The following is a 23,138-nucleotide window of genomic DNA, read 5'->3' as shown; positions in this document are numbered from 1 at the left end:
GTGTGCGGGTCGGGGGGCGATCAGCGTACCCGCGCGGTCAGCTCCAGTCGGCGTAGGCGGAGTAGCCCGCGTCGGCGAGCTGGTCGGCGACGCCGTCGAGGTCTTCGGGGAGGAGGCCCCAGACGATGAAGTCGGTGCGCAGGTCGGTCCAGGTGCCGTCTTCGGTGCGGGTGCGCGCTATGCAGGCGTTGCGCAGGACGCCCTCGCTGATGCAGCCGATCTTCTGGGCGACCTGCTGGGAGGCGGTGTTGTCGGCGGCGGTGCGCAGTTCGAGGCGTTCGAACTTCTGGTCGCCGAAGAGCCACTGGGCGGTGGCGAGGGCGGCTTCGGAGGCGTAGCCCTCACCACGGGCCCAGGGGGCGACGATGTAGGAGATCTCGCTGCTGCGGACGCGCCAGTCGGTCTTGGTCAGCTGGATGACGCCGACGAGGCGCTGGGTGAGGAATTCGGTGACGGCGAGGTCGATGCCGCGGCCCGAGGCGCGTTCGGCGGGCGCGTGCTCGGTGATCCAGGCGAGGGCCGCGGCCTCGGTGTAGGGCTGGGGCACCGCGGTCCAGGCGCCGACGAGTTCGTCGTTCATCATGTCGGCGAGGGCGGGGGCGTCCTCGACTTCGAGCGCGCGCAGCACCAACCGGTCCGTGCTGATGGAGATGGACGGGAAGGTAGTCATGCGCAGCTCCATACGTGAATGACCGTGAACGCACAGCATGGCGCATGGGGCGGGCGGTGCGCATACGCGGGTGAGGCCGAAGGCCCCGCGCGCCGGTTGGGGCGCGGGGGCCTTCTGGACGGGGTGGTGCTCGGGGGCTACTTGGCGGGGGCGCCGAAGGCCGGGATGACCGAGCCCTTGTAGGTGTCCTCGATGTACTTCTTCACCTCGGGCGAGTTGAGGAGCTTGACGAGCTTCTGCACGCGGGCGTCCTTCTCGTTGCCCTCCTTGACGGCGAGGAAGTTGGCGTACGGGTTGCCGTCGGCCTTCTCCAGGGCGAGGGAGTCCTTGGCGGGCTCCAGCTTGGCCTCGATGGCGTAGTTGCCGTTGACGACGGCGGCGTCGACGTCGTTCAGGGCGCGGGGCACGGTGGCGGCCTCCAGCTCCTTGAACTCCAGGCCCTTCTTGTCGGTGATGTCGGAGAGCTTGGCGTCGGTGCCGATGCCCGGCTTGAGGGTGATGAGCCCGTTGTCGGCGAGCAGGTGGAGGGCGCGGCCCTCGTTGGTGGTGTCGTTGGGGACGGCGATGGTCTGGCCGGCCTTGATGTCCTTGAGGGACTTGACGTTCTTGGAGTAGAGGCCCAGCGGCTCCAGGTGGACGTTGACCACCGGGACGATGTGGGTGTTGTTCTTCTTGTTGAAGTCGTCGAGGTACGGCTTGTGCTGGAAGAAGTTGGCGTCGACCTGGCCGGACTCGGTGGCGGTGTTCGGCAGGACGTAGTCCGTGAACTCCTTCGCCTCCAGCTTCAGGCCCTCCTTGGCGGCGAGCTTGTCCTTGACGAAGTTGAGGATGTCGGCGTGCGGCGTCGGGGACGCGGCGACGACGAGGGGCTTGTCCGCGGCTCCGGCGGCGTCCTTGGCGGTGGACGGGTCGGAGGAGGTGCCGCAGGCGGTGAGGCCCAGGGCGAGGGCGGCGGTGGCGGCGATGCCCGCGGTGAGCTTGATGTTGGTGCGCACGAAGAGTGCCTCTTTCCGGTGGAGCGGTGGACGCCTGGACAACGAGTCCTGGCTTTTTCTTCGGGTGACGAAGTCGGTGGGCCCGGCGGGTTACGCGGTGCGGCCCCGGCGGGCGAGGAGGCGGACGGCGCCGTCTCCGATGAGCTGGACGACGGTGACGATGGCGACCAGGACGACGACGGTGACGAGCATGAAGGTGGTGTCGAAGCGCTGGTATCCGTAGGTCACGGCCTTGGAGCCGAGTCCTTCGCCGCCGACCGCGCCGGCCATCGCGGAGTAGCCGATGAGCACGATCACGGTGGTGGTGACGCCGGAGACCAGGGAGGGCAGGGCCTGCGGGAGCAGGACCTTGCGGACGATGGTGGGGATGCCGCCGCCCATGGCCTGGACGGCTTCGACGAGTCCGTGGTCGACCTCGCGGATGGAGGTCTCGACGAGCCGGGCGAAGAAGGGGATGGCGCCGATGGCGAGCGGCACGATCATCGCGGTGGGGCCGATGAAGGTGCCGACGACGAAGGTGGTGAAGGGGATGAGGGCGATCAGCAGGATGATGAAGGGCAGCGAGCGGCCCACGTTCACGATCGCGCCGACGACCTTGTTCACGGGCCGGTTCTGGAGCAGTCCGCCCTTGTCGGTGAGGACGAGGAGGATGCCGAGGGGGAGGCCGCCGACGATGGTGACGACGGTGGCCCACAGGACCATGTAGAGGGTGTCGATGGTGCCCTGCTGGAGCAGCGGCTGCATCTCGGACCAGGTCACTTGGCACCTTCCTTCACCAGTGCGGGCGTCTGCGCGGGGGCGTGGCCGACGGGTTCGACCTGGAGGCCCTGTTCGCGCAGGAAGCCGATCGGGACGACGTTGTCCTCGTAGCGTCCGGGCAGTTCGATCCGCATCCGGCCGATCTGCCGGCCGCCGACGGTGTCCATCGCGGCGCCGAGGATCGAGATGTCGATGTTGTACGTGCGGGAGAGCTGCGAGATGACCGGCTGGGTGGCGGTCTCGCCGTGGAAGGTGACGTCCACGACCGTGCGGTCGGGGGCGCTGGCGGTGCCGCTGACCGGGAAGAGTTCGGCGGCGAGCTGGGAGCCGGGGGTGGCGAGCAGTTCGCCGACGGTGCCGGACTCGACGACGCGGCCCCGCTGCATCAGGGCGGCGGAGTCGCAGATGGTCTTCACGACGTCCATCTCGTGCGTGATGAGCAGGACGGTGAGGCCGAGCTGCCGGTTGAGGTCGCGCAGGAGCTGGAGGATGGAGCGGGTGGTCTCCGGGTCGAGGGCGCTGGTGGCCTCGTCGGAGAGGAGGACCTTGGGTTCGCCGGCGAGGGCGCGGGCGATGCCGACGCGCTGCTTCTGACCGCCGGAGAGCTGGCCGGGGTAGGACTTGGCCTTGTCGGCGAGGCCGACCAGGTCGAGGAGTTCGAGGGCGCGGCGGGAGCGTTCGGCGCCGGAGACGCCGAGGATCTCCAGCGGGAGCTCGATGTTGTCCTTGACGGTGCGCGAGGACAGCAGGTTGAAGTGCTGGAAGACCATGCCGATGCTGCTGCGGGCGCGGCGCAGGTCCTTGCCGGCGCGGCGGCTCCGGCCGGCGAGGGCGGTGAGGTCGACGCCGTCGACGGTCACGGTGCCGGAGGTGGGGCGCTCCAGCAGGTTGACGCAGCGGATGAGGGAGGACTTGCCGGCGCCGCTCTGGCCGATCACGCCGAAGACCTCGCCCTCGCGGACGTGCAGGTCGACGCCGTCCAGGGCGGTGACCTGGCGGCCTCTCGACTCGTAGACCTTGGTCAGGCCCGAAGTGGTGATCACAGGGTTTCCGTCACTGTCGAGTGCGCGGCGCGGGGTCCGCCGTGCACGGGGCATACGTCGTTCGGACAGTCAGGCGCAGGCGGTCGTCGTCGCGGCCGGTGGCCGGGGCGGCGGGTGCGCGGGGCGGCACGGTCCGGCGCCGGGAGGCGTGGCGGAACGGCTGGCCGTCGGGGCTCGCTTCGGGGCGCGAGTCTCGGTCGGGGGCCCTCAGAGGGCGCACATTCGACACATACAACGAGCACCGGGCGTCGTGTCCGCCTCGGTCGCAAGGGTGCGGCTGCTCGTCGTGGTCATGTCTGCAAGTAAACCATGCAAACGTGCGAACGAAACGGAGCTGTCCGTATAGCGGACAGCCCTGAGACGGTATCCGGACGGTACGGCCGGCTCAGCGGCCCGCGGTGATCTCCACTCCGCCCTCGATGGCCTGCGCGGATACCTCGGACAGATCGGTCACCACGGCGTCCGCGTCGAGCTCGGCGCGCTCGTGCGTTGTGGCCAAGGCCACGGTCCGCATCCCCGCGGCGCGGCCGGCGGCCAGTCCGGCGGGGGCGTCCTCGAAGACCACGCAGCGGGACGGGTCGACGCCCAGCTTCGCGGCTGCGAGCAGGAACGGCTCCGGATCGGGCTTGCCCCGGGTGATGTCGTCGGCGGCGATCAGCAGCGGCGCCTCGATCCCCGCGGCGCGCAGCCGCGCCTCGCCGAGCCGCCGGGTCGCGGAGGTGACGACGGCCCAGCGCCCCTCGGGCAGGGCGGCGAGCAGCTCCTTCGTGCCGGGGAGCACCTCGACGCCGTGGGCGACGTCCTCGACCTCCAGGTCCTCGATGCGGGCGAGGGCCTCGGCGACCCGTTCGGCGGGCAGCAGGTCGGCGACGATCTCCGCGGCGGGGCGGCCGTGCAGCTCGACCCGCGCGAAGTCCTCGGCGGTCAGCCCCTGCTCCCCCGCCCACCGGTGCCAGCAGCGGGCCACGGAGTCCAGGGAGGAGACGAGGGTTCCGTCGTTGTCGAACAGGAGGGCTTCGGCGTGCGTCTTCATACGGACCGACCCTACGGCGGCGGGGGGCGCGCGCATCGGGCCATTCGGCCCGTAATACCCTCGGGCCCATGCTTGACGCCCTCACGGTCGTGGTCTCGGTGGCCGCGCTCGCGCTCGCCGCCTGGTGCGGCTTCGCCTTCACCCGGAACCAGCCCACCAAGGACTGGCACTTCATCGGCATGGCCGTGGTGACCGTGCTCGCCCTGGTGCAGCTGATCGTCGGGATCGTGCAGCTGGCCCGCGGCGAGAAGGCCGAGGAGGGCACGACGATCTTCATCGCCTATCTGCTGGGCGCGCTGTGCGCGGTGCCCGCGGCGGGCCTGATGTCGCTGACCGAGCGGAGCAAGTGGGGCTCGGCGACGGTGGCGGCCGGAGCGGTCGTCCTCGCCGTGCTGGAAGTGCGTCTCTACGACATCTGGACGGTGGGCTGACCATGACCGCGACCGAGACCCGCGAGGAGGGCACCCGCCGGCTGGTCAAGGGCCCCGGGATGCTGCTCGTCTGGCTGTACGGCGTGATGTCGGTGGGCGCGGTCTCGCGCTCGGTCTACCAGATCGCCACCGAGTTCGACCGGGCCCCGCTGGCGTACTCGCTGTCGGCGGTCGCCGCCGTCGTCTACGCCTTCATCACGTACACCCTGGTACGGGGCGGGGAGACGGCCCGCAGGGCGGCGCTGGTGTGCTGCGCCGCCGAGCTGGCGGGCGTGCTGACCGTGGGCACCTGGACGCTGGTCGAGCCCTCGGCCTTCCCCGACGCGACGGTCTGGTCGGACTACGGCTACGGCTACATCTTCATCCCGGTGCTGCTGCCGCTGACCGGCATCTGGTGGCTGCGGCGGTCCCGAGCGGCCGGCTGACCGGCCCCCGGGCCCCGGACGGCGCGGCGGCTAGGCCGCCTTCTCCAGCGTGACGAGGGTGAGGCTCGGGCCGACCTCGCGGGTGCCGACCTGGGCGTACCCCTTGCTGCGGTACAGGCGCAGGTTGCCCTCGCTGCGGTGGCCGGTGAAGAGCTGGAAGCGCTTGGCGGCGGGCGCCGGCTCCTCGGCGTAGTGCCCCTCGATCGCGTCCAGCAGCCGCCCGCCCAGGCCGTGCCGCTGGAGGCGGGGGTGCACGATGAGCTTGGCGATGCGCACGGTGCCGTCCTCGTCGAGCCGGCCGCGCACGGAGGCGACGATCTCGTCGCCGAGGCGGGCCACGAAGGCCTTGCCCTCGCCGAGTTCGGCCCGCAGGGCGTCGAGCGACTGGGTCAGCGGCTCGATCGACCAGTCCTGGTAGATCTCGGCCTCGCGCTGATAGCAGAGGTACTGCAGCTTGAGGATGTGCTCCGCGTCCTGCGCGTCTGCCGCTGAGATGGTCACGCTCATGCCCATTCGTGGGCCCTCCCGCTCACCTGGTCCGCCGTCGGTCTACGGCACCCTTCCCCGTACGCCGGGCAGGGGAACCTCCGCAGCCAGCATTCTGCGCAGGCATCCCAGGCAACGGGAACGTGTCGGGCCCAGACTCCCCTGTGAGATACCCAACGTTCCTGCGATCTCACGGTAGGTGGGGTCCGCGGGGTCGAGCATCGCGGCGAGCACCCGGGGGCAGGGGCCCGGGGTACGGCTGACGGCGTTGCGGATGCCCCGGCGGCGTTCGGCGACCAGCACCGAGCCCTCGGGCGAGTCCGGCGTTCCCGGCTCGGCCCCGGGGCCGTAGCGCTGCTCCCGGGCGGAGGAGCGGCGGGCCCGGCGGGCCTCGGCGCGGACCGCCCGGCGCAGCCAGTCCGCCGGGCGGTCGGGGGCGCCGTCGTCCCGGAGGCGTTCCAGGAGGCGGACCCAGACGGCCTGTTCGAGGTCCCCCGGCTCGACCCCGGCGGCCGGGGCCTCGGCGCGGGACTCGGCGGCGAGCAGGGGGCCGAGGGTGGCGAGCAGGACTTCGGGAGAGGTCATGCCCGCCACGATGCGGCTCCCGGCGGGCCCGGTTCCGGCGGACGGCGGAATCCACCCGGTCGGGGGTACGGGGCGCCCGCCGCGCCCCGCGTCAGCGGCGGGCCGTGACCTCCTCGGCCGCCAGCAGGGCGGTGTCGGCGTTGTCGGAGAACAGGCCGTCGATCCCGGTCGCGAAGTACCGCTTCAGCGCGCCGAAGGCGTCCCCGTACGCGTTCGGGTCGGTGCCGCGCCGGTACTCGGCCGGCAGGAAGGCGTTCTCGTTGCGCTGGGTGTACGGGTGGAGGACCAGGCCCCGCGCGTGGGCGTCGCGGACCAGGGTGGTCTCGGCGCCGAGGCGGCCGCTCGCGTCGCGGGGCAGGATCAGGTCGATCGTCGGGCCGATGCCCTGCGCGTACGAGGCGATCCAGCGCAGGCCCTCGGGCCTGACCAGGTCGGCGACGGTGCGCGGGTCGCCGGAGACGACGAAGTCCCAGGGGCGGGTGTTCGCCGCGGAGAGCAGGACCACCCTCGGGCTGTCCACGAGCCGGGCGAGCCGCTGGATGCTGCCGGGCTCGAAGGACTGGAGGAAGACGGGCGAGTTCGCGCGGTGGCGGCCGTGGCGGCGCAGCAGCCGGGCCAGGCGCTCCTCCAGGCCGAGGCCGAGCGCGCGGAAGTAGGTGGGGTGCTTGGTCTCGACGTGCAGCCAGACCTCGCGGCCCCGGCGGCGGCCCTCCCGCTCGGCCCACTGGAGGACCTCCTCGAACGTGGGCACGTCCCAGCGCCCGTCGTAGAGGGTGTTCTTCTGCCGGGTGGCCGGAATCCGCTCCTTGGCCCGCAGGGTCTTGAGCTCGGCGAGCGTGAAGTCCTCGGTGAACCAGCCGGTGATCGAGGTGCCGTCGACGCTCTTGGTGGTCCTGCGCGAGGCGAACTCGGGGTGGTCGGCGACGTCGGTGGTGCCGGTGATGTCGTTCTCGTGGCGGCAGACCAGGTGCCCGTCCTTGGTGGGGACGAGGTCCTGTTCGATGACGTGGGCGCCGAGGTCGAGGGCGAGCTGGTAGGAGCCGAGGGTGTGCTCGGGGCGGTAGCCGCTGGCGCCCCGGTGGCCGATGACGGTGGGGAAGGGCAGCGAGCGGTAGCCGCCCCCGTGCCCCCTGCCCCGGTCCGCGCCGAGGGCACCGGCGGCGTCGGCCGCGCCGGCGTCCGGCGCGACGGCCGACCGGACCGCCTGCGCGGTGCCGGCGCCGAGGACGGCCGAGCCGCCCAGGACCGCGGCGCCGGCCGCGCCGAGGACGGCGCGGCGCGCCGGGGTCCTGCTCTCACCCTGTGTCATGTCCACTCCTTCGATGTGATGTCCCGCACCTGCCAAGCGCTGTCCCGACGCTAGGCAGTGCCGCCCTACGGGCGGCAGACCTCGGCGGAACATGGCGGAAACACACGTCAACACCGCGTATCCACTCCGTGAACCCGATGTGCGACAGGGGGTGACTCGCGAGTATCGTCCACACCTGCACGTGCCGCCCCTGTGGGCCGCACTCGCCAGAACCGCCCCGACACCGGAGGAAGCGTTGTCCCGTCTCGCGCTCATGAAGGCGGCTCTCACGCCGGCCCTGCGCCTCATGTTCCGCCCCCGCGTGGAGGGCGCCGAGAACATCCCGGGGACGGGTCCGGTCATCCTCGCGGGCAACCACCTGACCTTCATCGACTCGATGATCATGCCGATCTGCCTGGACCGCCAGGTCTTCTTCATCGGCAAGGACGAGTACGTGACGGGCAAGGGCGTGAAGGGCAGGCTGATGGCCTGGTTCTTCACCAGCGTCGGCATGATCCCGGTGGACCGCGACGGCGGACGCGGCGGTGTGGCGGCCCTGATGACGGGCCGTCGGGTGCTGGAGGAGGGCAAGATCTTCTCCATCTATCCGGAGGGCACCCGCTCCCCCGACGGACGCCTGTACCGGGGCCGTACGGGCATCGCGCGGCTGACCCTGATGACGGGCGCCCCGGTGGTGCCGTTCGCGATGATCGGCACGGACAAGCTGCAGCCGGGCGGCGCGGGCTTCCCCCGGCCGGGCCGGGTGACGGTCCGCTTCGGCGAGCCGATGGAGTTCTCCCGCTACGACGGGATGGACCGCGACCGGTACGTGCTGCGGGCGGTGACGGACTCGGTGATGGCGGAGGTCATGCGGCTCTCCGGCCAGGAGTACGTCGACATGTACGCCACGAAGGCCAAGGCCGCGTAGCGGCGGTGCGCGGACGCGGCCTCGTCGGCCGCCCGCGTACGCGCCGAAGGGCGCCCCCGGTGACGGGGGCGCCCTTCGGCGTCACCGGGCCCCGGTCGGGGCCCGGTCTTCGGCGGGGCCGGCGCCTCAGTGCTCGACGCCGTCCTCCAGCTTCTGGCCCCGCAGCAGGAACCAGGCCGCGACCGCGGTCGCGAGGAGGACCGCCGCGCCGACGCCGGCCGCGATCCGCAGGCCGTCGACGAAGGCCTCCTGGGCCGCCGAGACCAGCGGGGCGGCCTGGGCCGGGTCGAGGGCCTTGGCGGCCTCGACGGCGCCGCCCAGCGAGTCGTGGGCGGCGGCGGCCGTCTGCGAGGGGATGCCGGCCGGGGCGGTGAAGCCCCGGTAGACGCCGGTCACGATCGAGCCGAGGACCGCGATGCCGAGCGCCGCGCCGAGCTCGTACGCCGTCTCGGAGACGGCGGACGCGGAACCGGCCTGGTCCTTGGGGACCGTGGACAGGATCACGTCGGCGGTGACGGTGAACGCGAGGCCCGCGCCGAGGCCGACGACCAGCAGGCTGGCGCCGAGCAGCGGGTAGCCGGTGGTCTGGCCGATCGCGGTCAGCGCCGCGAGGGCGAGGCCGATCGCGGCCAGACCGCCGGTGACCACGGCCCGTACGGAGTACCGGCGGGCGGCCCGGCCGGCGAGCAGACCCGCGGTCACCGCGCCGACGGCGGCGGGCAGTTCGGCGAGGCCGGCCTCCAGCGGCTGGCGGCCCTGGACCAGCTGGAAGTACTGGGACAGGAAGAACACCAGGCCGGAGAGGCCGAGGATGGTCAGCAGGTCGGCGAGGACGGCGCCGGAGAAACCCCGGTTGCGGAACAGGCGCATGTCCAGGAGCGGGGCCGGCAGGGTGAGCTGACGGCGGACGAACCAGCTCAGGGCGCCGACGCCGACGAGGGCGGCGAGGGTCACGTCGAGGGCGACGCCGTTGGCCGCGAGCTCCTTGACGGCGTAGACGACGCCGATCATGCCGATGAGGGAGAGGCCGACGCTGGGCAGGTCCCAGGGGCCCGGGTTCGGGTTCTTCGACTCGGGGATCAGCTTGGCGCCGACGACGACCAGGACGGCCATGACGGGCAGGTTGATGAGGAAGACCGAGCCCCACCAGAAGTGCTCCAGCAGGAATCCGCCGACGACCGGGCCGACGGCGGCACCGGCGGAGGCCATGGCGCCCCAGATGCCGATGGCGAGGCTGCGCTCGCGCGGGTCGTGGAAGAGGTTGCGGATCAGGGCCAGCGTGGACGGCATCAGGGTCGCACCGGCGACACCGAGCAGGGCGCGGGCCAGGATCATCATCTCGGGGCTGGTCGCGTACGCGTTCAGGACCGAGACGGCGCCGAACGCGACGGCGCCGACGAGCAGCAGCTTCTTGCGGCCGATGCGGTCGCCGAGGCTGCCCATGGAGACCAGCAGACCGGCGATGACGAAGGAGTAGACGTCGCCGATCCACAGCAGCTGGGTGCCGGAGGGCTTCAGGTCCTCGGAGAGGAACGGCGTCGCCAGGCCCAGCACCGTGGCGTCGACGGCCACCAGCAGGACGGCCAGCACGAGGACGGCGAGGGCGAGCCACCGGCCGGGGCGGCGGACGCCCTCGATATGGCTCTCGGGCTTGACGGTGTCGGTGATCACTTCTCCACGCTCCTGCGTGCTCCGCCGAGCAGCAGCTCGGCGATCATGTACTGGAAGTCCTTGGCGGCGACCCGCCCGTCGGCGACGGCCCAGGCACCCGAGCCGATGAGCCCGTAGAAGGCCTCGCAGAGCCAGGCGGGGGTCAGGTCGATCCGGAAGGCGCCCTCTTCCTGGCCGCGCCGGAAGACGGTGACGAGCCGTTCGTCGAGGCGGGTCCAGCCCTCGTTCTGCTGCTCGCCCTCGAAGAGCTGGTGTTCCGTGTAGAGGAAGGCGAGCAGCGGGGCGACGGACTCGGAGGCGCCGATCAGGCGGCGTACGGCCTCGTCGGCCGGGCCCTCGTCGAGCCGGGCGCCGTCGAGGGCGGCCTCGGTCTCCTCGATGCAGAGCTGCTCCAGCGCGCGGACGAGCGCGTCCCGCCCGGCGAAGTGCCGGTGCAGGGTGGCGCGGCCGATCCCGGCGCCGCGAGCGACCTCGTCCATGGTGGCGGTCGGTTTGCGGGAGAGCAGGGCCGCGGCGCAGCGGAGCACCTCGGTGCGGTCGACTGACATGAGACGACAATACACCGAGTGAGACATCAATGTCTCACTCGGGAGCTGGGAGACTCACGGAACACGAGGAATCACCACCGAAACGCCCGCGCCGCCGCCCTCCGGGGTGCGGAGGACGACGGCGCGGGCGGCGGGGACGGGGCGCGGAGGTCGGGGGCCGGGTGGGCCGGGGGGCCTGAGGCCGGGGTGGGGAGCCGGAGCCGGAGGCCGGGGGCCGTGGGCCCTGCGGGCTACTTCTTGGCGTCGGCCCAGGCGTGCTGGATGACCAGGTCGGCCTTGACCTCGACGAGCTGGGCGGCGACCGCCGAGGGGGCCGTGCCGCCCCGGCCGTCGCGGGAGGCGAGGGCGCCGGGGACGTTGAGGACCGTGCGGACCTCGGGGGTGAGGTGCTCGGAGATCTTGGCGAACTGCTCGTCGGTCAGCCCGTCCAGCTCCTTGCCCTCCGCCTCGGCGGCCTTCACGCACTCGCCGGCCACCTCGTGCGCCACCCGGAACGGGACGCCCTGCTTGACCAGCCACTCGGCGATGTCGGTGGCGAGGGAGAAGCCGGCCGGGGCGAGCTCCTCCATGCGCTCCCGGTTGACCGTGAGGGTCGCCATCATGCCGGTGAAGGCGGGCAGCAGGACCTCCAGCTGGTCGCAGGAGTCGAAGACCGGCTCCTTGTCCTCCTGAAGGTCGCGGTTGTAGGCGAGCGGGAGGGCCTTGAGGGTGGCGAGGAGGCCGGTCAGGTTGCCGATGAGCCGGCCGGACTTGCCCCGGGCGAGCTCGGCGATGTCGGGGTTCTTCTTCTGCGGCATGATCGACGAGCCGGTGGAGAAGGCGTCGTGCAGGGTCACGAAGGAGAACTCCTTCGTGTTCCAGATGATGATCTCCTCCGCGACGCGGGAGAGGTTCACCCCGATCATCGCCGTGATGAAGGCGAACTCCGCGACGAAGTCCCGCGAGGCCGTGCCGTCGATGGAGTTGCCGACCGAGCCCCGCTCGAAGCCGAGGTCCCTGGCGACCGCCTGCGGGTCGAGCCCGAGCGAGGAGCCGGCCAGGGCGCCGGAGCCGTACGGGGAGACGGCGGTCCGGGTGTCCCACTGGCGCAGCCGCTCGGCGTCCCGGGAGAGGGACTGGACGTGGGCGAGGACGTGGTGGGCGAAGAGCACCGGCTGGGCGTGCTGGAGGTGCGTGCGGCCCGGCATGGCGACGTCGGGGTGCGCCTCGGCGAGGCCCACCAGGGCGTCCTGGAGCTCGGCGACGAGGCCGCCGATGATCCGGGCGTGGTCCCGCAGGTACATCCGGAAGAGGGTGGCGACCTGGTCGTTCCGGGACCGGCCGGCGCGCAGCTTGCCGCCGAGCTCGGCGCCGAGGCGCTCCAGCAGGCCACGCTCCAGGGCGGTGTGCACGTCCTCGTCGGCGACGGTACCGACGAAGGAGCCGTCGGCGACGTCGGCTTCGAGCCGGTCGAGCCCGTCGAGCATCCGGCCGAGCTCGTCCTCGGTCAGCAGCCCGGCCTTGTGCAGGACGCGGGCGTGGGCGCGGGAGCCGGCGATGTCGTAGGGGGCGAGGCGCCAGTCGAAGTGGACCGACGCGGACAGCTTCGCCAGGGCCTCGGCGGGACCGTCGGCGAACCGGCCGCCCCAGAGCCGGACGTCACCGCTGTTGCTGCTCACTTCTGGTTGCTCCTCGCCTTGATGACCGACCTCTTGCATGAGTATGCAGAACTCCGCATGTTTCGTCAATCGGCTGATGGTCCACCGGGAAGAATCCCCGCTCACCCTCGTACGCACCCGGATACAGTCCGCCGCATGACACACCGAGCACCACTCCTGTGCTCCACTCGACACCTTCGCCCGGGAGAACGCCTGCTGCTCGGCAAGGGCACGGCCTCGGCGGTGGGCGCCGGCCGGGCGGCGGACTGGGTGGCACTCGACTCCGACGTCCACGGCGGCACCCGGCCCCGCGTCGACGGATGGCGGAACGCGTCGAGGTTCCGGCTCGGCGCCCACTGGTTCGACAGCCGCGAGGTCGCGGACTGGGACACCGCCCCCTACTGGGCTGCTCAACGCGCTGCGCCTGCTGGACGACCCGCAGCGGGAGGTGCGCGCGGCCGCCCGCGCGCAGGCGCCGCGGGTGGTGTGGGACCGCGATGCCCGCCAGGGCCCGCACGCGGCCGGGATCAGCGCCCTCGCCGAGGCGAACGCGGAACGGATCGGCGCCTGGCGGGCCGAGCGGACGCGGCGGAACCGGGCGGCACGCGCCGGGGACCCCTCCCCCGGCGGCCCGTGCGCGGCGCACGCGGCGTGGCGGACGGCTCCCTGCTGAGACGGGCCGACACGGCGGGCCGCCCCCGGCGGAGAATGGCCCCATGGGGAAAACATACGAACGCATCGACGGACGGCTCCGGACCTTCATCGAGAACCAGCCCGTCTTCTTCGTGGCGACCGCGCCCCTCTCCGGCGACGGTCACGTCAATCTCTCGCCCAAGGGGCGCCGGGGCACCCTCGTCGTCCTCGACGAACTGACCCTCGCCTACGTCGACTTCGGCGGCAGCAGCGCCGAGGTGGTGGCGCACCTGCGGGAGCCCGGCAACGGGCGGATCACGCTCATGTGGACGGCCTTCTCCGGGCCGCCGACCGTGGTGCGGGTGCACGGCGCCGGCGAGGTCGTGCTCCGCGACGACCCGCGCTGGGGCGAGCTGTTCGCGCGGTTCCCCGCCGAGGCGGTCGAGGGGCAGGGCAGCGCGCGGGCCATCGTCGTCGTGCACGCCCGCCGGGTCAGCGACGCCTGCGGCTTCGCCGTCCCGCTGATGGCGTACCAGGAGGACCGGGGGCTGCACGCCGAGTACTTCAACCGCAAGACGGACGCCGAGTTCAACGCGTACTGCGAGGGCAAGGAGCACATCGCCACCAGCCTCGACGGGCTGCCCGCGCTGCCGCTCCCGCTGCCGCCGCTCCCCCGGTCGGCTCCGTAGCGTGGCGGGGCGCGGGCCCGGCGCCTAGCGTCGCGCCATGCGTATCCTCCTCGTCCTCGGCGCCGTCCTCGCCGGACCGCTCGCGCCCCCGGCACCGCCGCCCGCCCTGCCCGAGCGGATGGCGGACACCGGGGGCGGCAGCCAGCTGATCACCGCCGAGGCCCGGGGCCTCGACGCCACCACCGGAACCCTGACCTGGTGGGACCGGCGCGGCGGGCGGTGGGTGAAGGCGGGGACGGCGCCCGCCCGGTTCGGCGCGAACGGGCTCGCCGAGGGGGCGGCGCGGCGGCAGGGCACGAACACCACGCCCACCGGGCTGTACCGGCTGCCCTACGCCTTCGGCACCGAGCGGGCGCCGGCCGGGACCGCGTACCGCTACGTCCGGGTCACCGACCGCTCGTGGTGGTGCCAGGACAACGCCTCGCGCGCGTACAACCGCTGGGTGGAGGGGCTGCCCCGGGACTGCCGGGCCGGGGAGGCCGAGCACCTCGTGGACTACCGGGCGCAGTACGCGCACGCCCTGGTCATCGGCTTCAACTACGACCGGCCGGTCCGCGGCCGGGGCGCCGGGATCTTCCTGCACGTCAACGGGCGCGGCGCGACGGCCGGCTGCGTCTCGGTGCCCGCCGGGGCGATGCGCCGGGTGCTCGCCTGGGCCGACCCGGCCCGCCGCCCGCACATCGCCGTCGGCACGCGCGGCGGGCCGACGGCGATCACGGCGTACTGAGACGGCTCAGCGGTCCTTCTGCGCCAGGCGCAGCAGGTGGTCGGCGAGGGCCTGGCCGCCGGCCGGGTCGCGGGAGATGAGCAGCAGGGTGTCGTCGCCCGCGATCGTGCCGAGGATCGCGTGGAGCTCGGCCTGGTCGATGGCCGACGCGAGGAACTGGGCGGCGCCCGGCGGGGTGCGCAGCACCACCAGGTTGGCCGAGGCCTCCGCGGAGATCAGCAGCTCCCCGGAGAGGCGCCGCATCCGCTCCTCCTTGGCGGACTCGCCGAGCGGGGCCTGCGGGGTGCGGAAGCCGCCCTCGCTGGGCACCGCGTAGATCAGCTCGCCGCCCGTGTTGCGGATCTTCACCGCGCCGAGCTCGTCGAGGTCGCGGGAGAGCGTCGCCTGGGTGACGCTCAGCCCGTCGTCCGCGAGCAGCTTGGCGAGCTGGCTCTGCGAGCGCACCGGCTGCCGGTTGAGGATGTCGACGATCCTGCGGTGGCGTGCGGTGCGGGTCTGCGGAACGGACGGCCCTCCCCCAGGGTCCGCCTGGGCGGCACCCCAGGCCGTGTTCTCCTGCGCGTCGGTCATCGTCGTCTCATTCTCCGGTTCGTCCTGCTCCGTCCACCACCACGCCCAGGACAGCTGGCAGGGCCCTGAGGAACGCGTCCGCCTCGGCGTCGCCGATCACCAGCGGCGGCATGATCCGTACGACATCGGGGGCGGGCGCGTTCACCAGGAGGCCGGCGTCCTGAGCCGCCTGCTGCACCTGCGGCGCGACGGGCTCGGTGAGCACGATACCCAGCAGGAGGCCCGCACCGCGGACATGAGAGACCAGGGGGTGGCCCAGGGACTCGATTCCGTCCCTCAGCTTCTCGCCGAGCCGCTTGACCTGGTCGAGCGCGCCGTCCGCCGCGAGGGTGTCGATCACGGCGAGTCCGGCGGCGCAGGCGACCGGGTTCCCGCCGAAGGTGGTGCCGTGGTGGCCGGGTGTGAAAAGCTCCGCCGCGGGCCCGAAGGCGACGGTCGCGCCGATCGGGAGGCCGCCGCCGAGGCCCTTGGCCAGGGTGACGATGTCGGGGTCGACTCCCTCGTGGGCCAGGTGCTCGAACCACGGGCCGGTCCGCCCGATGCCGGTCTGCACCTCGTCGAGGACGAGGAGGGTGCCGGTGGCGCGGGTGATCTCGCGGGCCGCCCGCAGATAGCCGGCGGGCGGGACGACGACGCCGTTCTCGCCCTGGATCGGCTCGATGATGACGAAGGCCGTGTCCTCGGTGACGGCGGCGCGCAGCGCCTCGGCGTCCCCGTACGGCACGTGGGTGACGTCACCGGGCAGCGGCAGGAACGGGGTCTGCTTGCCGGGCTGGCCGGTGAGGGCGAGGGAGCCCATGGTGCGCCCGTGGAAGCCGCCGGAGGTGGCGACCATGTGGGGGCGGCCGGTGAGCCGGCCCAGCTTGAAGGCGCCTTCGTTGGCCTCGGCGCCGGAGTTGCAGAAGAAGACCTTGCCGGGGCGGCCGAAGAGCTGGAGCAGCCGCTCGGCGAGGGCGACCGGGGGTTCGGCGACGAAGAGGTTGGAGACGTGGCCGAGGGAGGAGATCTGCCGGGTCACGGCCTCGACGACGGCGGGGTGGGCGTGGCCGAGGGCGTTGACGGCGATGCCGCCGACGAAGTCGAGGTACTCGGTGCCGTCGGCGTCCCAGACGCGGGCGCCCTCGCCCCGGACGAGCGGCAGCCGGGGCGTGCCGTAGTTGTCCATCAGCGCCTGCTGCCAGCGTTCGGTGAGTGCGGCGTTGGTCTGCTGCGTCATGACGTCTCCCCCGTGGTGTCGTCGGGCACGACCATGGTGCCGATGCCCTCGTCCGTGAAGATCTCCAGCAGGATCGAGTGCTGGACCCGGCCGTCGATCACGCGGGCCGTGGTGACCCCGTTGCGTACGGCGTGCAGACAGCCCTCCATCTTGGGGACCATCCCGCTGGAGAGCTCGGGCAGCAGCTTCTCCAGCTGGCTCGCGGTGAGCCGGCTGATGACCTCGTCGCTGTGCGGCCAGTCCTCGTAGAGGCCCTCGACGTCGGTCAGGACCATCAGCGTTTCGGCGCCCAGCGCCGCAGCGAGTGCCGCAGCCGCCGTATCAGCATTGACGTTGTAGACATGGTCGTCGTCCTGGGAGCGGGCGATGGAGGAGACGACCGGGATGCGGCCGTCGTCCAGGAGGGCCTGGATGGCACCGGTGTCGATGGCGGTGATCTCGCCGACCCGGCCGATGTCGACGCGTTCGCCGTCGACGGTGGGCAGGTGCTTGACGGCGGTGAGGGTGCGGGCGTCCTCGCCGGTGAGGCCGACGGCGAGCGGGCCGTGCTGGTTGAGGAGGTTGACCAGTTCGCGCTGGACCTGGCCGGCGAGCACCATCCGTACGACGTCCATGGCGTCCTCGGTGGTGACGCGCAGGCCCGCCTTGAACTCGCTGACGATCCCGTGCCGGTCGAGGGCGGCGCTGATCTGGGGGCCGCCGCCGTGCACGACGACCGGCTTGAGGCCGGCGTGGCGCAGGAAGACGACGTCCTGGGCGAAGGCGGCCTTGAGCTCGTCGTCGATCATGGCGTTGCCGCCGAACTTGATGACGACGGTCTTGCCGTGGTGGCGGGTGAGCCAGGGCAGCGCCTCGATGAGGATCTGCGCCTTGGGCAGCGCGGTGTGCTTGCGCGCGGTGTTCTGGGAGTCGTCGCTCATGAGGAGTACGCGCTGTTCTCGTGGACGTAGTCGGCGGTGAGGTCGTTGGCCCAGATGACGGCGGACGCGGACCCGGCGGCGAGGTCGGCGGTGATGACGACCTCGCGGAAGCGCATGTCGACGAGGGCGCGGTCCTCGCCCACGGAGCCCTTGCGGCACACCCAGACGCCGTTGATGGCGACGTTGAGCTCGTCGGGCTCGAAGGCGGCGGAGGTGGTGCCGATGGCGGAGAGCACCCGGCCCCAGTTGGGGTCCTCGCCGTGGATGGCGCACTTGAGGAGGTTGTTGCGGGCGATGGAGCGGCCGACCTCGACGGCGTCGTCCTCGCTGGCCGCGTTGACGACCTCGATGCGGATGTCCTTGCTGGCGCCCTCGGCGTCGCCGATCAACTGGCGGGCGAGGTCCTCGCAGACCTCCTGGACGGCGGCGGCGAACTCGTCCTCGGCGGGGGTGGTCCCGGCGGCGCCGGAGGCGAGCAGGAGGACGGTGTCGTTGGTGGACATGCAGCCGTCGGAGTCGACCCGGTCGAAGGTGAGCCGGGTGGCGCGGCGCAGGGCCGCGTCCAGGCCGGGGGCGTCGACGTCGGCGTCGGTGGTGAGGACGACGAGCATGGTGGCGAGGCCGGGGGCGAGCATTCCGGCGCCCTTGGCCATGCCGCCGACGGTCCAGCCGTCGCGGGCGGCGACGGCGGTCTTGTGGACGGTGTCGGTGGTCTTGATGGCGAGGGCGGCCTTCTCGCCGCCGTGGCCGGAGAGCTCGGCGGCGGCCTTCTCGACGCCGGGGAGCAGCTTGTCCATCGGGAGCGGGACGCCGATGAGGCCGGTGGAGGCGACGGCGACCTCGCCGGCGCCGATGCCGAGGACCTCGGCGGCCTTCTCGGCGGTGGCGTGGGTGTCCTGGAAGCCCTGGGGGCCGGTGCAGGCGTTGGCGCCGCCGGAGTTGAGGACGACGGCGGTCAGTTCGCCGTCGGCGAGGACCTGCTGGGACCACAGGACGGGGGCGGCCTTGACGCGGTTGGAGGTGAAGACTCCCGCGGCGGCGCGGCGCGGCCCGGTGTTGACCACGAGGGCCAGGTCCGGCTTGCCGTTCTGCTTGATCCCGGCCGCGATGCCCGCGGCCGTGAATCCCTGCGCTGCGGTGACGCTCACGGAGCGACTCCAATCGTGGAAAGTCCGGTCTCCTCGGGGAAGCCGAGGGCGATGTTCATGCTCTGCACCGCGCCGCCCGCGGTGCCCTTGGTGAGGTTGTCGATGGCGCTGACGACGATGATCCGGTGTGCGGCCGGGTCGTGGGCGACCTGGATCTGAACGGCGTTCGAACCGTAGACGGACGCGGTGGCCGGCCACTGTCCCTCGGGGAGGAGGTGGACGAACGGCTCGTCGGCGAAGGCCTTCTCGTACGCGGCGCGCAGGGTCTCGGCGGTGACGCCGGGCCGGGCGGCGGCGGAGCAGGTGGCGAGGATGCCTCGGGGCATCGGAGCGAGGGTGGGGGTGAAGGAGACGGTGACCCGCTCGCCGGCCGGCGCACTGAGGTTCTGGATCATCTCGGGGGTGTGCCGGTGGCCGCCGCCGACGCCGTACGGGGTCATGTTGCCCATGACCTCGGAGCCGAGGAGGTGCGGCTTGGCGGCCTTGCCGGCGCCGGAGGTGCCGGAGGCGGCGACGATGACGGCCTCGGGCTCGGCGAGCCCGTTCGCGTACGCGGGGAAGAGCGCGAGCGAGACGGCGGTGGGGTAGCAACCGGGCACCGCGATGCGCTTGGACCCCTCCAGCGCGGCGCGGGCACCCGGCAGTTCGGGGAGGCCGTAGGGCCAGGTCCCGGCGTGCGGGGAGCCGTAGAAGGCCTCCCAGTCGGCCGGGTCCTTGAGCCGGAAGTCGGCGCCCATGTCGACGACGAGGGTGTCCGGTCCGAGCTGTTCGGCGACGGCGGCGGACTGTCCGTGCGGCAGGGCGAGGAAGACGACGTCGTGGCCGGCGAGGACTTCGGGGGTCGTCTCGGCGAGCACCCGGTCGGCGAGCGGCAGCAGGTGCGGCTGGAGGCCGCCGAGGCGCTGGCCCGCGTTGGAGTGGCCGGTGAGGGCCCCGATCTCGACCTCGGGGTGGGCGAGGAGGAGGCGCAGGAGTTCCCCGCCCGCGTATCCGCTCGCACCGGCGACCGCTGCTCGTACCGTCATCGAAACCCTCCTCATGGATGGCATGACTATACGCAGAGTCGCAGTTTTATGCAATGTACCGCCGGTGGCGTATTGGCCTAGACCTCTTGTGCGGTTCCCGCCCACGCCCGACGGGCCCGCGCGCGGACGGCCCGACGCGGACGGCCCGACGCGGACGGCCCGACGCGGACGGCCCGACGCGGACGGCCGGCCCCGGGACTCCCCGGGGCCGGCCGTCTCGCGCTCCGCGCGGGGGGTCAGGCCCCCACGTACGCCGCCAGATGCTCGCCCGTCAGCGTCGAACGCGCCGCCACCAGCTCCGCCGGCGTGCCCTCGAACACCACCGAACCGCCGTCGTGACCCGCCCCCGGACCCAGATCGATGATCCAGTCCGCGTGCGCCATCACCGCCTGGTGGTGCTCCACCACGATCACCGACTTGCCCGAGTCCACCAGCCGGTCCAGCAGACCGAGGAGCTGCTCCACATCCGCCAGATGCAGACCGGCCGTCGGCTCGTCCAGCACGTACACCCCGCCCTTCTCCGCCATGTGCGTCGCCAGCTTCAGCCGCTGCCGCTCACCGCCCGACAGCGTCGTCAGCGGCTGGCCCAGCGTGAGATAGCCCAGACCCACGTCCGCGAGGCGCTCCAGGATCCGGTGCGCCGCCGGGGTCCGCGCCTCGCCCTCCCCGAAGAAACGCTCTGCCTCGCTCACCGGCATCGCGAGGACCTCGCTGATGTCCTTGCCGCCGAGCCGGTACTCCAGCACCGAGGCGTCGAACCGCTTCCCCTCGCAGTCCTCGCACGTCGTCGCCACGCCCGCCATCATCCCCAGATCGGTGTAGATGACCCCGGCGCCGTTGCACGTCGGACACGCACCCTCCGAATTGGCGCTGAACAACGCCGGCTTCACGCCGTTGACCTTCGCGAAAGCCTTGCGGATCGGCTCCAGCAGCCCCGTGTACGTCGCCGGATTCGACCGCCGCGAACCCCGGATCGGCGCCTGGTCCACCGACACCACGCCCTCCGACGCCGGGATCGAACCGTGCACCAGCGAGCTCTTCCCCGAACCCGCGACCCCCGTCACCACCGCCAGCACCCCGAGCGGGACGTCCACGTCCACGCCCTTCAGGTTGTGCGTCCGCGCGCCCCGGATCCGCAGCGCGCCCGCCGGCTCCCGCACCGCGTCCTTCAGCCCCGCCCGGTCCCCCAGGTGGCGGCCGGTCACCGTGCCGCTCTTCCGCAGCCCCTCGACCGACCCCTCGAAACAGACCTGGCCGCCCGCCGTGCCCGCGCCCGGACCCAGGTCCACGACATGGTCCGCGATCTCCACCACCTCGGGCTTGTGCTCGACCACCAGCACCGTGTTGCCCTTGTCCCGCAGCCGCAGCAGAAGATCGTTCATCCGCTGGATGTCATGCGGGTGCAGCCCCGTCGTCGGCTCGTCGAAGACGTACGTCACGTCCGTCAGCGACGACCCCAGGTGCCGGATCATCTTCACCCGCTGCGCCTCGCCGCCCGACAGCGTGCCCGCCGGACGGTCCAGCGCCAGATAGCCCAGCCCGATCTCCACGAACGAGTCCAGCGTCTGCCGCAGCGCCGCCAGCAGCGGAGCCACCGACGGCTCCTCGATGCCCCGCACCCACTGCGCCAGATCGCTGATCTGCATCGCGCAGGCGTCCGCGATGCTCACCCGCCGGATCTTCGACGAGCGCGCCTCCGCGCTCAGCCGCGTCCCCTCGCACTCCGGGCACGCCGTGAACGTCACCGCCCGGTCCACGAACTCCCGGATGTGCGGCTGCATCCCCTCCCGGTCCTTCGACAGCATCGACTTCTGGATCCGCGGGACCAGACCCTCGTACGTCATGTTGATCCCGGCGATCTTCATCCGGACCGGCTCGTGGTGCAGGAAGTCCCGCAGCTCCTTCTTCGTGAACCGGCCGATCGGCTTGTCCGCCGGAAACAGCCCCGACTCGCTGTACAGGCGGTAGTTCCAGCCGCCCGGCTTGAACCCCGGGATCGTCAGCGCGCCCTCGTCCAGCGACTTCGTCGCGTCGTACAGCTGCGCCGGATCCAGATCCGTGACGCTGCCCCGCCCCTCACAGCGCGGGCACATCCCGCCGGTGCGATTGAACGTCGCCTTCACCGTCTTCTTGTCGCCGCGCTCCACCGTGATCGCACCGCTCGCCCGCACCGACGGCACGTTGAACGCGTACGCGCCGGGCGGGCCGATGTGCGGCTCGCCGAGCCGGCTGAACAGGATCCGCAGCATCGCGTTCGCGTCCGTCGCCGTACCCACCGTCGAGCGCGGATCCGCGCCCATCCGCTGCTGGTCCACCGTGATCGCCGTCGTCAGCCCGTCCAGCACGTCCACCTCGGGCCGCGCCAGCGTCGGCATGAAACCCTGCACGAACGCGCTGTACGTCTCGTTGATCAGCCGCTGCGACTCCGCCGCGATCGTGTCGAACACCAGCGAGCTCTTCCCCGAACCGGACACCCCGGTGAACACGGTGAGGCGGCGCTTCGGGATCTCGATGCTGACGTCCTTGAGGTTGTTCTCGCGCGCGCCCAGCACGCGGATCACCTCGTGGCTGTCGGCGGCGTGCGGCACGCTGGCCTTGCTCATCGTCTCGTCTCTCCTCGGAACTCTGGCGGACTGGCGGACGGGCGGACGCGCGCTATCGCCGACGCGGCTGGGTGAAGCGGAGCATGTTGCCGGCCGGGTCGCGGAAGGCGCAGTCCCGTACACCGTACGGCTGATCGACCGGCTCCTGGAGGACTTCGCCGCCGGCCTCGCGGATCCGCTCGAACGTCGCGTCCACGTCGTCCGTCGAGAAGATCACGCCCCGCAGCATCCCCTTCGCGAGCAGCTCGGACATGACCCTGCGGTCGGCCTCCGGGGCGTTCGGGTCGGCGAGCGGCGGCTCCAGGACGATCTCCACGTCCGGCTGGTCCGGGGAACCGACGGTCACCCACCGCATCCCCTCGAAACCGACGTCGTCGCGGACCTCCAGACCGAGCACGTCACGGTAGAAGACGAGCGCCTTGTCGTGGTCGTCGACGGCGATGAAGCACTGGGAGAGGCTGATGCTGTTCATGCCTCCGAACCTACGAGGGCCCCGAGGATTCCGCTTCTCCGATCCTGACCGTCTCCCCGGCCGGCCGCCGGTTCTTCAGCGGGCGGGTCACCACCTTCGCCACGCACGCCGGGATCGGGGCGCCCGCCTCGTGGCTCCGCGCCCGGTAGGCGCTCGGGGTCTCCCCCACCAGCTCCGTGAAACGCGAGCTGAACGAGCCCAGCGACGTACAGCCCACCGCGAAGCAGACCTCCGTCACGCTCAGGTCCCCCCGGCGCAGCAGCGCCTTCGCCCGCTCGACGCGGCGGGTCATGAGGTAGTTGTACGGGGTCTCCCCGTACGCGGCCCGGAAACTGCGCGAGAAGTGCCCGGCGGACATCAGCGCGACCCTCGCGAGCGCCGGGACGTCCAGCGGCTCCGCGTAGTCCCGGTCCATGGCGTCCTTGGCGCGGCGCAGGCGGGCTAGGTCCTCCAGGTTCATGTTCCTCAGCATCCCATGGGGGGTGGGGCGGGGTTCGGGGTTCGGGGTCCGGGGTTCGGGGCCGGGTGCTCCCGCCGTCGGCCGGCTGACCCGGGCCGGTAAATCCGGGTGCGGCGGTCGAGGTGTCTCCCGTAACCTCGGGTTCATGTCTACGCCCCGAATCTCTTAGCTCAAGG

The 23,138-nt window shown here is 72.3% G+C and carries 24 protein-coding genes; 5 read left to right on the top strand and 19 right to left on the bottom strand.

The features are described 5' to 3' along the window. Nucleotides 1-37 precede the first annotated feature (37 nt). From ACZ6J5_RS23915 to ACZ6J5_RS23895, 5 genes are all read right to left on the bottom strand, one after another. Entirely contained in the window at nucleotides 38-682 is a 645-nt protein-coding gene (locus tag ACZ6J5_RS23915) for a GNAT family N-acetyltransferase (protein ID WP_469394663.1), read from the bottom strand. Nucleotides 683-807: 125 nt separating this feature from the next. Further along, a complete protein-coding gene (locus ACZ6J5_RS23910; protein ID WP_469394661.1) occupies nucleotides 808-1,665 on the bottom strand; it encodes a MetQ/NlpA family ABC transporter substrate-binding protein in 858 nt (285 codons plus the stop codon). A 90-nt stretch (nucleotides 1,666-1,755) separates the two neighbouring features. Beyond that, nucleotides 1,756-2,424 (bottom strand): methionine ABC transporter permease, encoded by a 669-nt coding sequence (locus ACZ6J5_RS23905; RefSeq protein WP_469394658.1) that lies wholly within the window; start codon nucleotides 2,422-2,424, stop codon nucleotides 1,756-1,758. Continuing rightward, nucleotides 2,421-3,467 (bottom strand): methionine ABC transporter ATP-binding protein, encoded by a 1,047-nt coding sequence (locus ACZ6J5_RS23900; protein WP_469394657.1) that lies wholly within the window; start codon nucleotides 3,465-3,467, stop codon nucleotides 2,421-2,423. The genes ACZ6J5_RS23905 and ACZ6J5_RS23900 overlap by 4 nt, the downstream gene beginning before the upstream one ends. 385 nt (nucleotides 3,468-3,852) lie before the next feature. After that, nucleotides 3,853-4,500 (bottom strand): HAD-IA family hydrolase, encoded by a 648-nt coding sequence (locus ACZ6J5_RS23895; RefSeq protein ID WP_469394655.1) that lies wholly within the window; start codon nucleotides 4,498-4,500, stop codon nucleotides 3,853-3,855. 68 nt (nucleotides 4,501-4,568) lie between these two features. Here ACZ6J5_RS23895 and ACZ6J5_RS23890 point away from each other — a divergent pair, with 68 nt between their 5' ends. Next, entirely contained in the window at nucleotides 4,569-4,931 is a 363-nt protein-coding gene (locus ACZ6J5_RS23890) for a hypothetical protein (protein WP_469394653.1), read from the top strand. Between the two features lie 2 nt (nucleotides 4,932-4,933). Further along, nucleotides 4,934-5,356, top strand: a complete 423-nt coding sequence (locus ACZ6J5_RS23885) for a hypothetical protein (RefSeq protein WP_469394651.1) — start codon at nucleotides 4,934-4,936, stop codon at nucleotides 5,354-5,356. A 30-nt stretch (nucleotides 5,357-5,386) separates the two neighbouring features. Here the strand turns inward: ACZ6J5_RS23885 and ACZ6J5_RS23880 are convergent, their stop codons facing one another. From ACZ6J5_RS23880 to ACZ6J5_RS23870, 3 genes are all read right to left on the bottom strand, one after another. Further along, nucleotides 5,387-5,869: a GNAT family N-acetyltransferase gene (locus tag ACZ6J5_RS23880; RefSeq protein WP_469394650.1), complete on the bottom strand. Its 483-nt coding sequence runs from the start codon at nucleotides 5,867-5,869 to the stop codon at nucleotides 5,387-5,389. Nucleotides 5,870-5,905: 36 nt separating this feature from the next. After that, nucleotides 5,906-6,427 carry a sigma-70 RNA polymerase sigma factor region 4 domain-containing protein gene (locus tag ACZ6J5_RS23875; RefSeq protein ID WP_469394648.1) on the bottom strand — a complete coding sequence of 174 codons (522 nt, stop codon included), beginning with the start codon at nucleotides 6,425-6,427 and terminating at the stop codon, nucleotides 5,906-5,908. Nucleotides 6,428-6,518: 91 nt separating this feature from the next. Next, nucleotides 6,519-7,736, bottom strand: a complete 1,218-nt coding sequence (locus tag ACZ6J5_RS23870; RefSeq protein ID WP_469394646.1) for a glycerophosphodiester phosphodiesterase — start codon at nucleotides 7,734-7,736, stop codon at nucleotides 6,519-6,521. A 235-nt stretch (nucleotides 7,737-7,971) separates the two neighbouring features. Here ACZ6J5_RS23870 and ACZ6J5_RS23865 point away from each other — a divergent pair, with 235 nt between their 5' ends. Then, nucleotides 7,972-8,643, top strand: coding sequence for a lysophospholipid acyltransferase family protein (locus ACZ6J5_RS23865; RefSeq protein WP_469394644.1), 672 nt, complete (start codon nucleotides 7,972-7,974; stop codon nucleotides 8,641-8,643). A 126-nt stretch (nucleotides 8,644-8,769) separates the two neighbouring features. Here the strand turns inward: ACZ6J5_RS23865 and ACZ6J5_RS23860 are convergent, their stop codons facing one another. From ACZ6J5_RS23860 to argH, 3 genes are all read right to left on the bottom strand, one after another. Beyond that, nucleotides 8,770-10,311 carry an MFS transporter gene (locus ACZ6J5_RS23860; protein ID WP_469394756.1) on the bottom strand — a complete coding sequence of 514 codons (1,542 nt, stop codon included), beginning with the start codon at nucleotides 10,309-10,311 and terminating at the stop codon, nucleotides 8,770-8,772. Next, nucleotides 10,311-10,862, bottom strand: coding sequence for a TetR/AcrR family transcriptional regulator (locus tag ACZ6J5_RS23855; RefSeq protein ID WP_469394642.1), 552 nt, complete (start codon nucleotides 10,860-10,862; stop codon nucleotides 10,311-10,313). The genes ACZ6J5_RS23860 and ACZ6J5_RS23855 overlap by 1 nt, the downstream gene beginning before the upstream one ends. A gap of 230 nt (nucleotides 10,863-11,092) precedes the next feature. Next, nucleotides 11,093-12,520 carry an argininosuccinate lyase gene (argH, locus tag ACZ6J5_RS23850; RefSeq protein ID WP_469394640.1) on the bottom strand — a complete coding sequence of 476 codons (1,428 nt, stop codon included), beginning with the start codon at nucleotides 12,518-12,520 and terminating at the stop codon, nucleotides 11,093-11,095. Nucleotides 12,521-13,215: 695 nt separating this feature from the next. Between argH and ACZ6J5_RS23845 the strand changes: the two genes are divergently transcribed. Together ACZ6J5_RS23845 and ACZ6J5_RS23840 are read left to right on the top strand one after the other, a co-directional pair. Further along, entirely contained in the window at nucleotides 13,216-13,821 is a 606-nt protein-coding gene (locus ACZ6J5_RS23845) for a pyridoxamine 5'-phosphate oxidase family protein (RefSeq protein ID WP_469394638.1), read from the top strand. Nucleotides 13,822-13,858: 37 nt separating this feature from the next. Then, nucleotides 13,859-14,548 (top strand): L,D-transpeptidase family protein, encoded by a 690-nt coding sequence (locus tag ACZ6J5_RS23840; protein WP_469394636.1) that lies wholly within the window; start codon nucleotides 13,859-13,861, stop codon nucleotides 14,546-14,548. Between the two features lie 6 nt (nucleotides 14,549-14,554). Here the strand turns inward: ACZ6J5_RS23840 and ACZ6J5_RS23835 are convergent, their stop codons facing one another. The 8 genes from ACZ6J5_RS23835 to ACZ6J5_RS23800 form a co-directional block, all read right to left on the bottom strand. After that, nucleotides 14,555-15,118, bottom strand: coding sequence for an arginine repressor (locus ACZ6J5_RS23835; protein ID WP_469394635.1), 564 nt, complete (start codon nucleotides 15,116-15,118; stop codon nucleotides 14,555-14,557). A gap of 7 nt (nucleotides 15,119-15,125) precedes the next feature. Further along, a complete protein-coding gene (locus ACZ6J5_RS23830) occupies nucleotides 15,126-16,334 on the bottom strand; it encodes an acetylornithine transaminase (protein ID WP_469394633.1) in 1,209 nt (402 codons plus the stop codon). Then, nucleotides 16,331-17,254, bottom strand: coding sequence for an acetylglutamate kinase (gene argB, locus ACZ6J5_RS23825; protein WP_469394631.1), 924 nt, complete (start codon nucleotides 17,252-17,254; stop codon nucleotides 16,331-16,333). The genes ACZ6J5_RS23830 and argB overlap by 4 nt, the downstream gene beginning before the upstream one ends. After that, nucleotides 17,251-18,402 carry a bifunctional glutamate N-acetyltransferase/amino-acid acetyltransferase ArgJ gene (gene argJ, locus ACZ6J5_RS23820; RefSeq protein WP_469394629.1) on the bottom strand — a complete coding sequence of 384 codons (1,152 nt, stop codon included), beginning with the start codon at nucleotides 18,400-18,402 and terminating at the stop codon, nucleotides 17,251-17,253. Before argJ ends, argB begins: the two co-directional genes overlap by 4 nt. Next, nucleotides 18,399-19,427 (bottom strand): N-acetyl-gamma-glutamyl-phosphate reductase, encoded by a 1,029-nt coding sequence (gene argC, locus ACZ6J5_RS23815; RefSeq protein WP_469394627.1) that lies wholly within the window; start codon nucleotides 19,425-19,427, stop codon nucleotides 18,399-18,401. The genes argJ and argC overlap by 4 nt, the downstream gene beginning before the upstream one ends. A 236-nt stretch (nucleotides 19,428-19,663) precedes the next feature. After that, nucleotides 19,664-22,030, bottom strand: coding sequence for an ATP-binding cassette domain-containing protein (locus ACZ6J5_RS23810; RefSeq protein WP_469394625.1), 2,367 nt, complete (start codon nucleotides 22,028-22,030; stop codon nucleotides 19,664-19,666). A gap of 52 nt (nucleotides 22,031-22,082) precedes the next feature. Continuing rightward, the gene (locus tag ACZ6J5_RS23805; protein WP_469394622.1) at nucleotides 22,083-22,502 is read right to left on the bottom strand and encodes a VOC family protein; all 420 of its coding nucleotides are present in this window, start codon (nucleotides 22,500-22,502) and stop codon (nucleotides 22,083-22,085) included. A gap of 10 nt (nucleotides 22,503-22,512) precedes the next feature. Next, entirely contained in the window at nucleotides 22,513-22,962 is a 450-nt protein-coding gene (locus tag ACZ6J5_RS23800; protein WP_469394621.1) for a helix-turn-helix transcriptional regulator, read from the bottom strand. Nucleotides 22,963-23,138: the final 176 nt, after the last annotated feature.

Source organism: Streptomyces sp. NPDC042100 (genome assembly GCF_055582325.1).
Note: the sequence above shows the minus strand (reverse complement) of the source record. Positions and strands in the feature narration are given on the sequence as shown.

Excerpts from the sequence above, each read along its gene's own strand:
- ACZ6J5_RS23890 (WP_469394653.1), top strand. The coding sequence starts at position 4,569 with ATGCTTGACGCCCTCACGGTCGTGGTCTCGGTGGCCGCGCTCGCGCTC.
- ACZ6J5_RS23810 (WP_469394625.1), bottom strand. The coding sequence starts at position 22,030 with ATGAGCAAGGCCAGCGTGCCGCACGCCGCCGACAGCCACGAGGTGATC.
- ACZ6J5_RS23800 (WP_469394621.1), bottom strand. The coding sequence starts at position 22,962 with ATGAACCTGGAGGACCTAGCCCGCCTGCGCCGCGCCAAGGACGCCATG.
- ACZ6J5_RS23805 (WP_469394622.1), bottom strand. The coding sequence starts at position 22,502 with ATGAACAGCATCAGCCTCTCCCAGTGCTTCATCGCCGTCGACGACCAC.
- ACZ6J5_RS23830 (WP_469394633.1), bottom strand. The coding sequence starts at position 16,334 with ATGACGCAGCAGACCAACGCCGCACTCACCGAACGCTGGCAGCAGGCG.
- argB (WP_469394631.1), bottom strand. The coding sequence starts at position 17,254 with ATGAGCGACGACTCCCAGAACACCGCGCGCAAGCACACCGCGCTGCCC.
- ACZ6J5_RS23885 (WP_469394651.1), top strand. The coding sequence starts at position 4,934 with ATGACCGCGACCGAGACCCGCGAGGAGGGCACCCGCCGGCTGGTCAAG.
- ACZ6J5_RS23915 (WP_469394663.1), bottom strand. The coding sequence starts at position 682 with ATGGAGCTGCGCATGACTACCTTCCCGTCCATCTCCATCAGCACGGAC.
- ACZ6J5_RS23870 (WP_469394646.1), bottom strand. The coding sequence starts at position 7,736 with ATGACACAGGGTGAGAGCAGGACCCCGGCGCGCCGCGCCGTCCTCGGC.
- ACZ6J5_RS23895 (WP_469394655.1), bottom strand. The coding sequence starts at position 4,500 with ATGAAGACGCACGCCGAAGCCCTCCTGTTCGACAACGACGGAACCCTC.
- ACZ6J5_RS23845 (WP_469394638.1), top strand. The coding sequence starts at position 13,216 with ATGGGGAAAACATACGAACGCATCGACGGACGGCTCCGGACCTTCATC.
- ACZ6J5_RS23835 (WP_469394635.1), bottom strand. The coding sequence starts at position 15,118 with ATGACCGACGCGCAGGAGAACACGGCCTGGGGTGCCGCCCAGGCGGAC.
- ACZ6J5_RS23880 (WP_469394650.1), bottom strand. The coding sequence starts at position 5,869 with ATGGGCATGAGCGTGACCATCTCAGCGGCAGACGCGCAGGACGCGGAG.
- ACZ6J5_RS23855 (WP_469394642.1), bottom strand. The coding sequence starts at position 10,862 with ATGTCAGTCGACCGCACCGAGGTGCTCCGCTGCGCCGCGGCCCTGCTC.
- ACZ6J5_RS23875 (WP_469394648.1), bottom strand. The coding sequence starts at position 6,427 with ATGACCTCTCCCGAAGTCCTGCTCGCCACCCTCGGCCCCCTGCTCGCC.
- argC (WP_469394627.1), bottom strand. The coding sequence starts at position 19,427 with ATGACGGTACGAGCAGCGGTCGCCGGTGCGAGCGGATACGCGGGCGGG.
- ACZ6J5_RS23840 (WP_469394636.1), top strand. The coding sequence starts at position 13,859 with ATGCGTATCCTCCTCGTCCTCGGCGCCGTCCTCGCCGGACCGCTCGCG.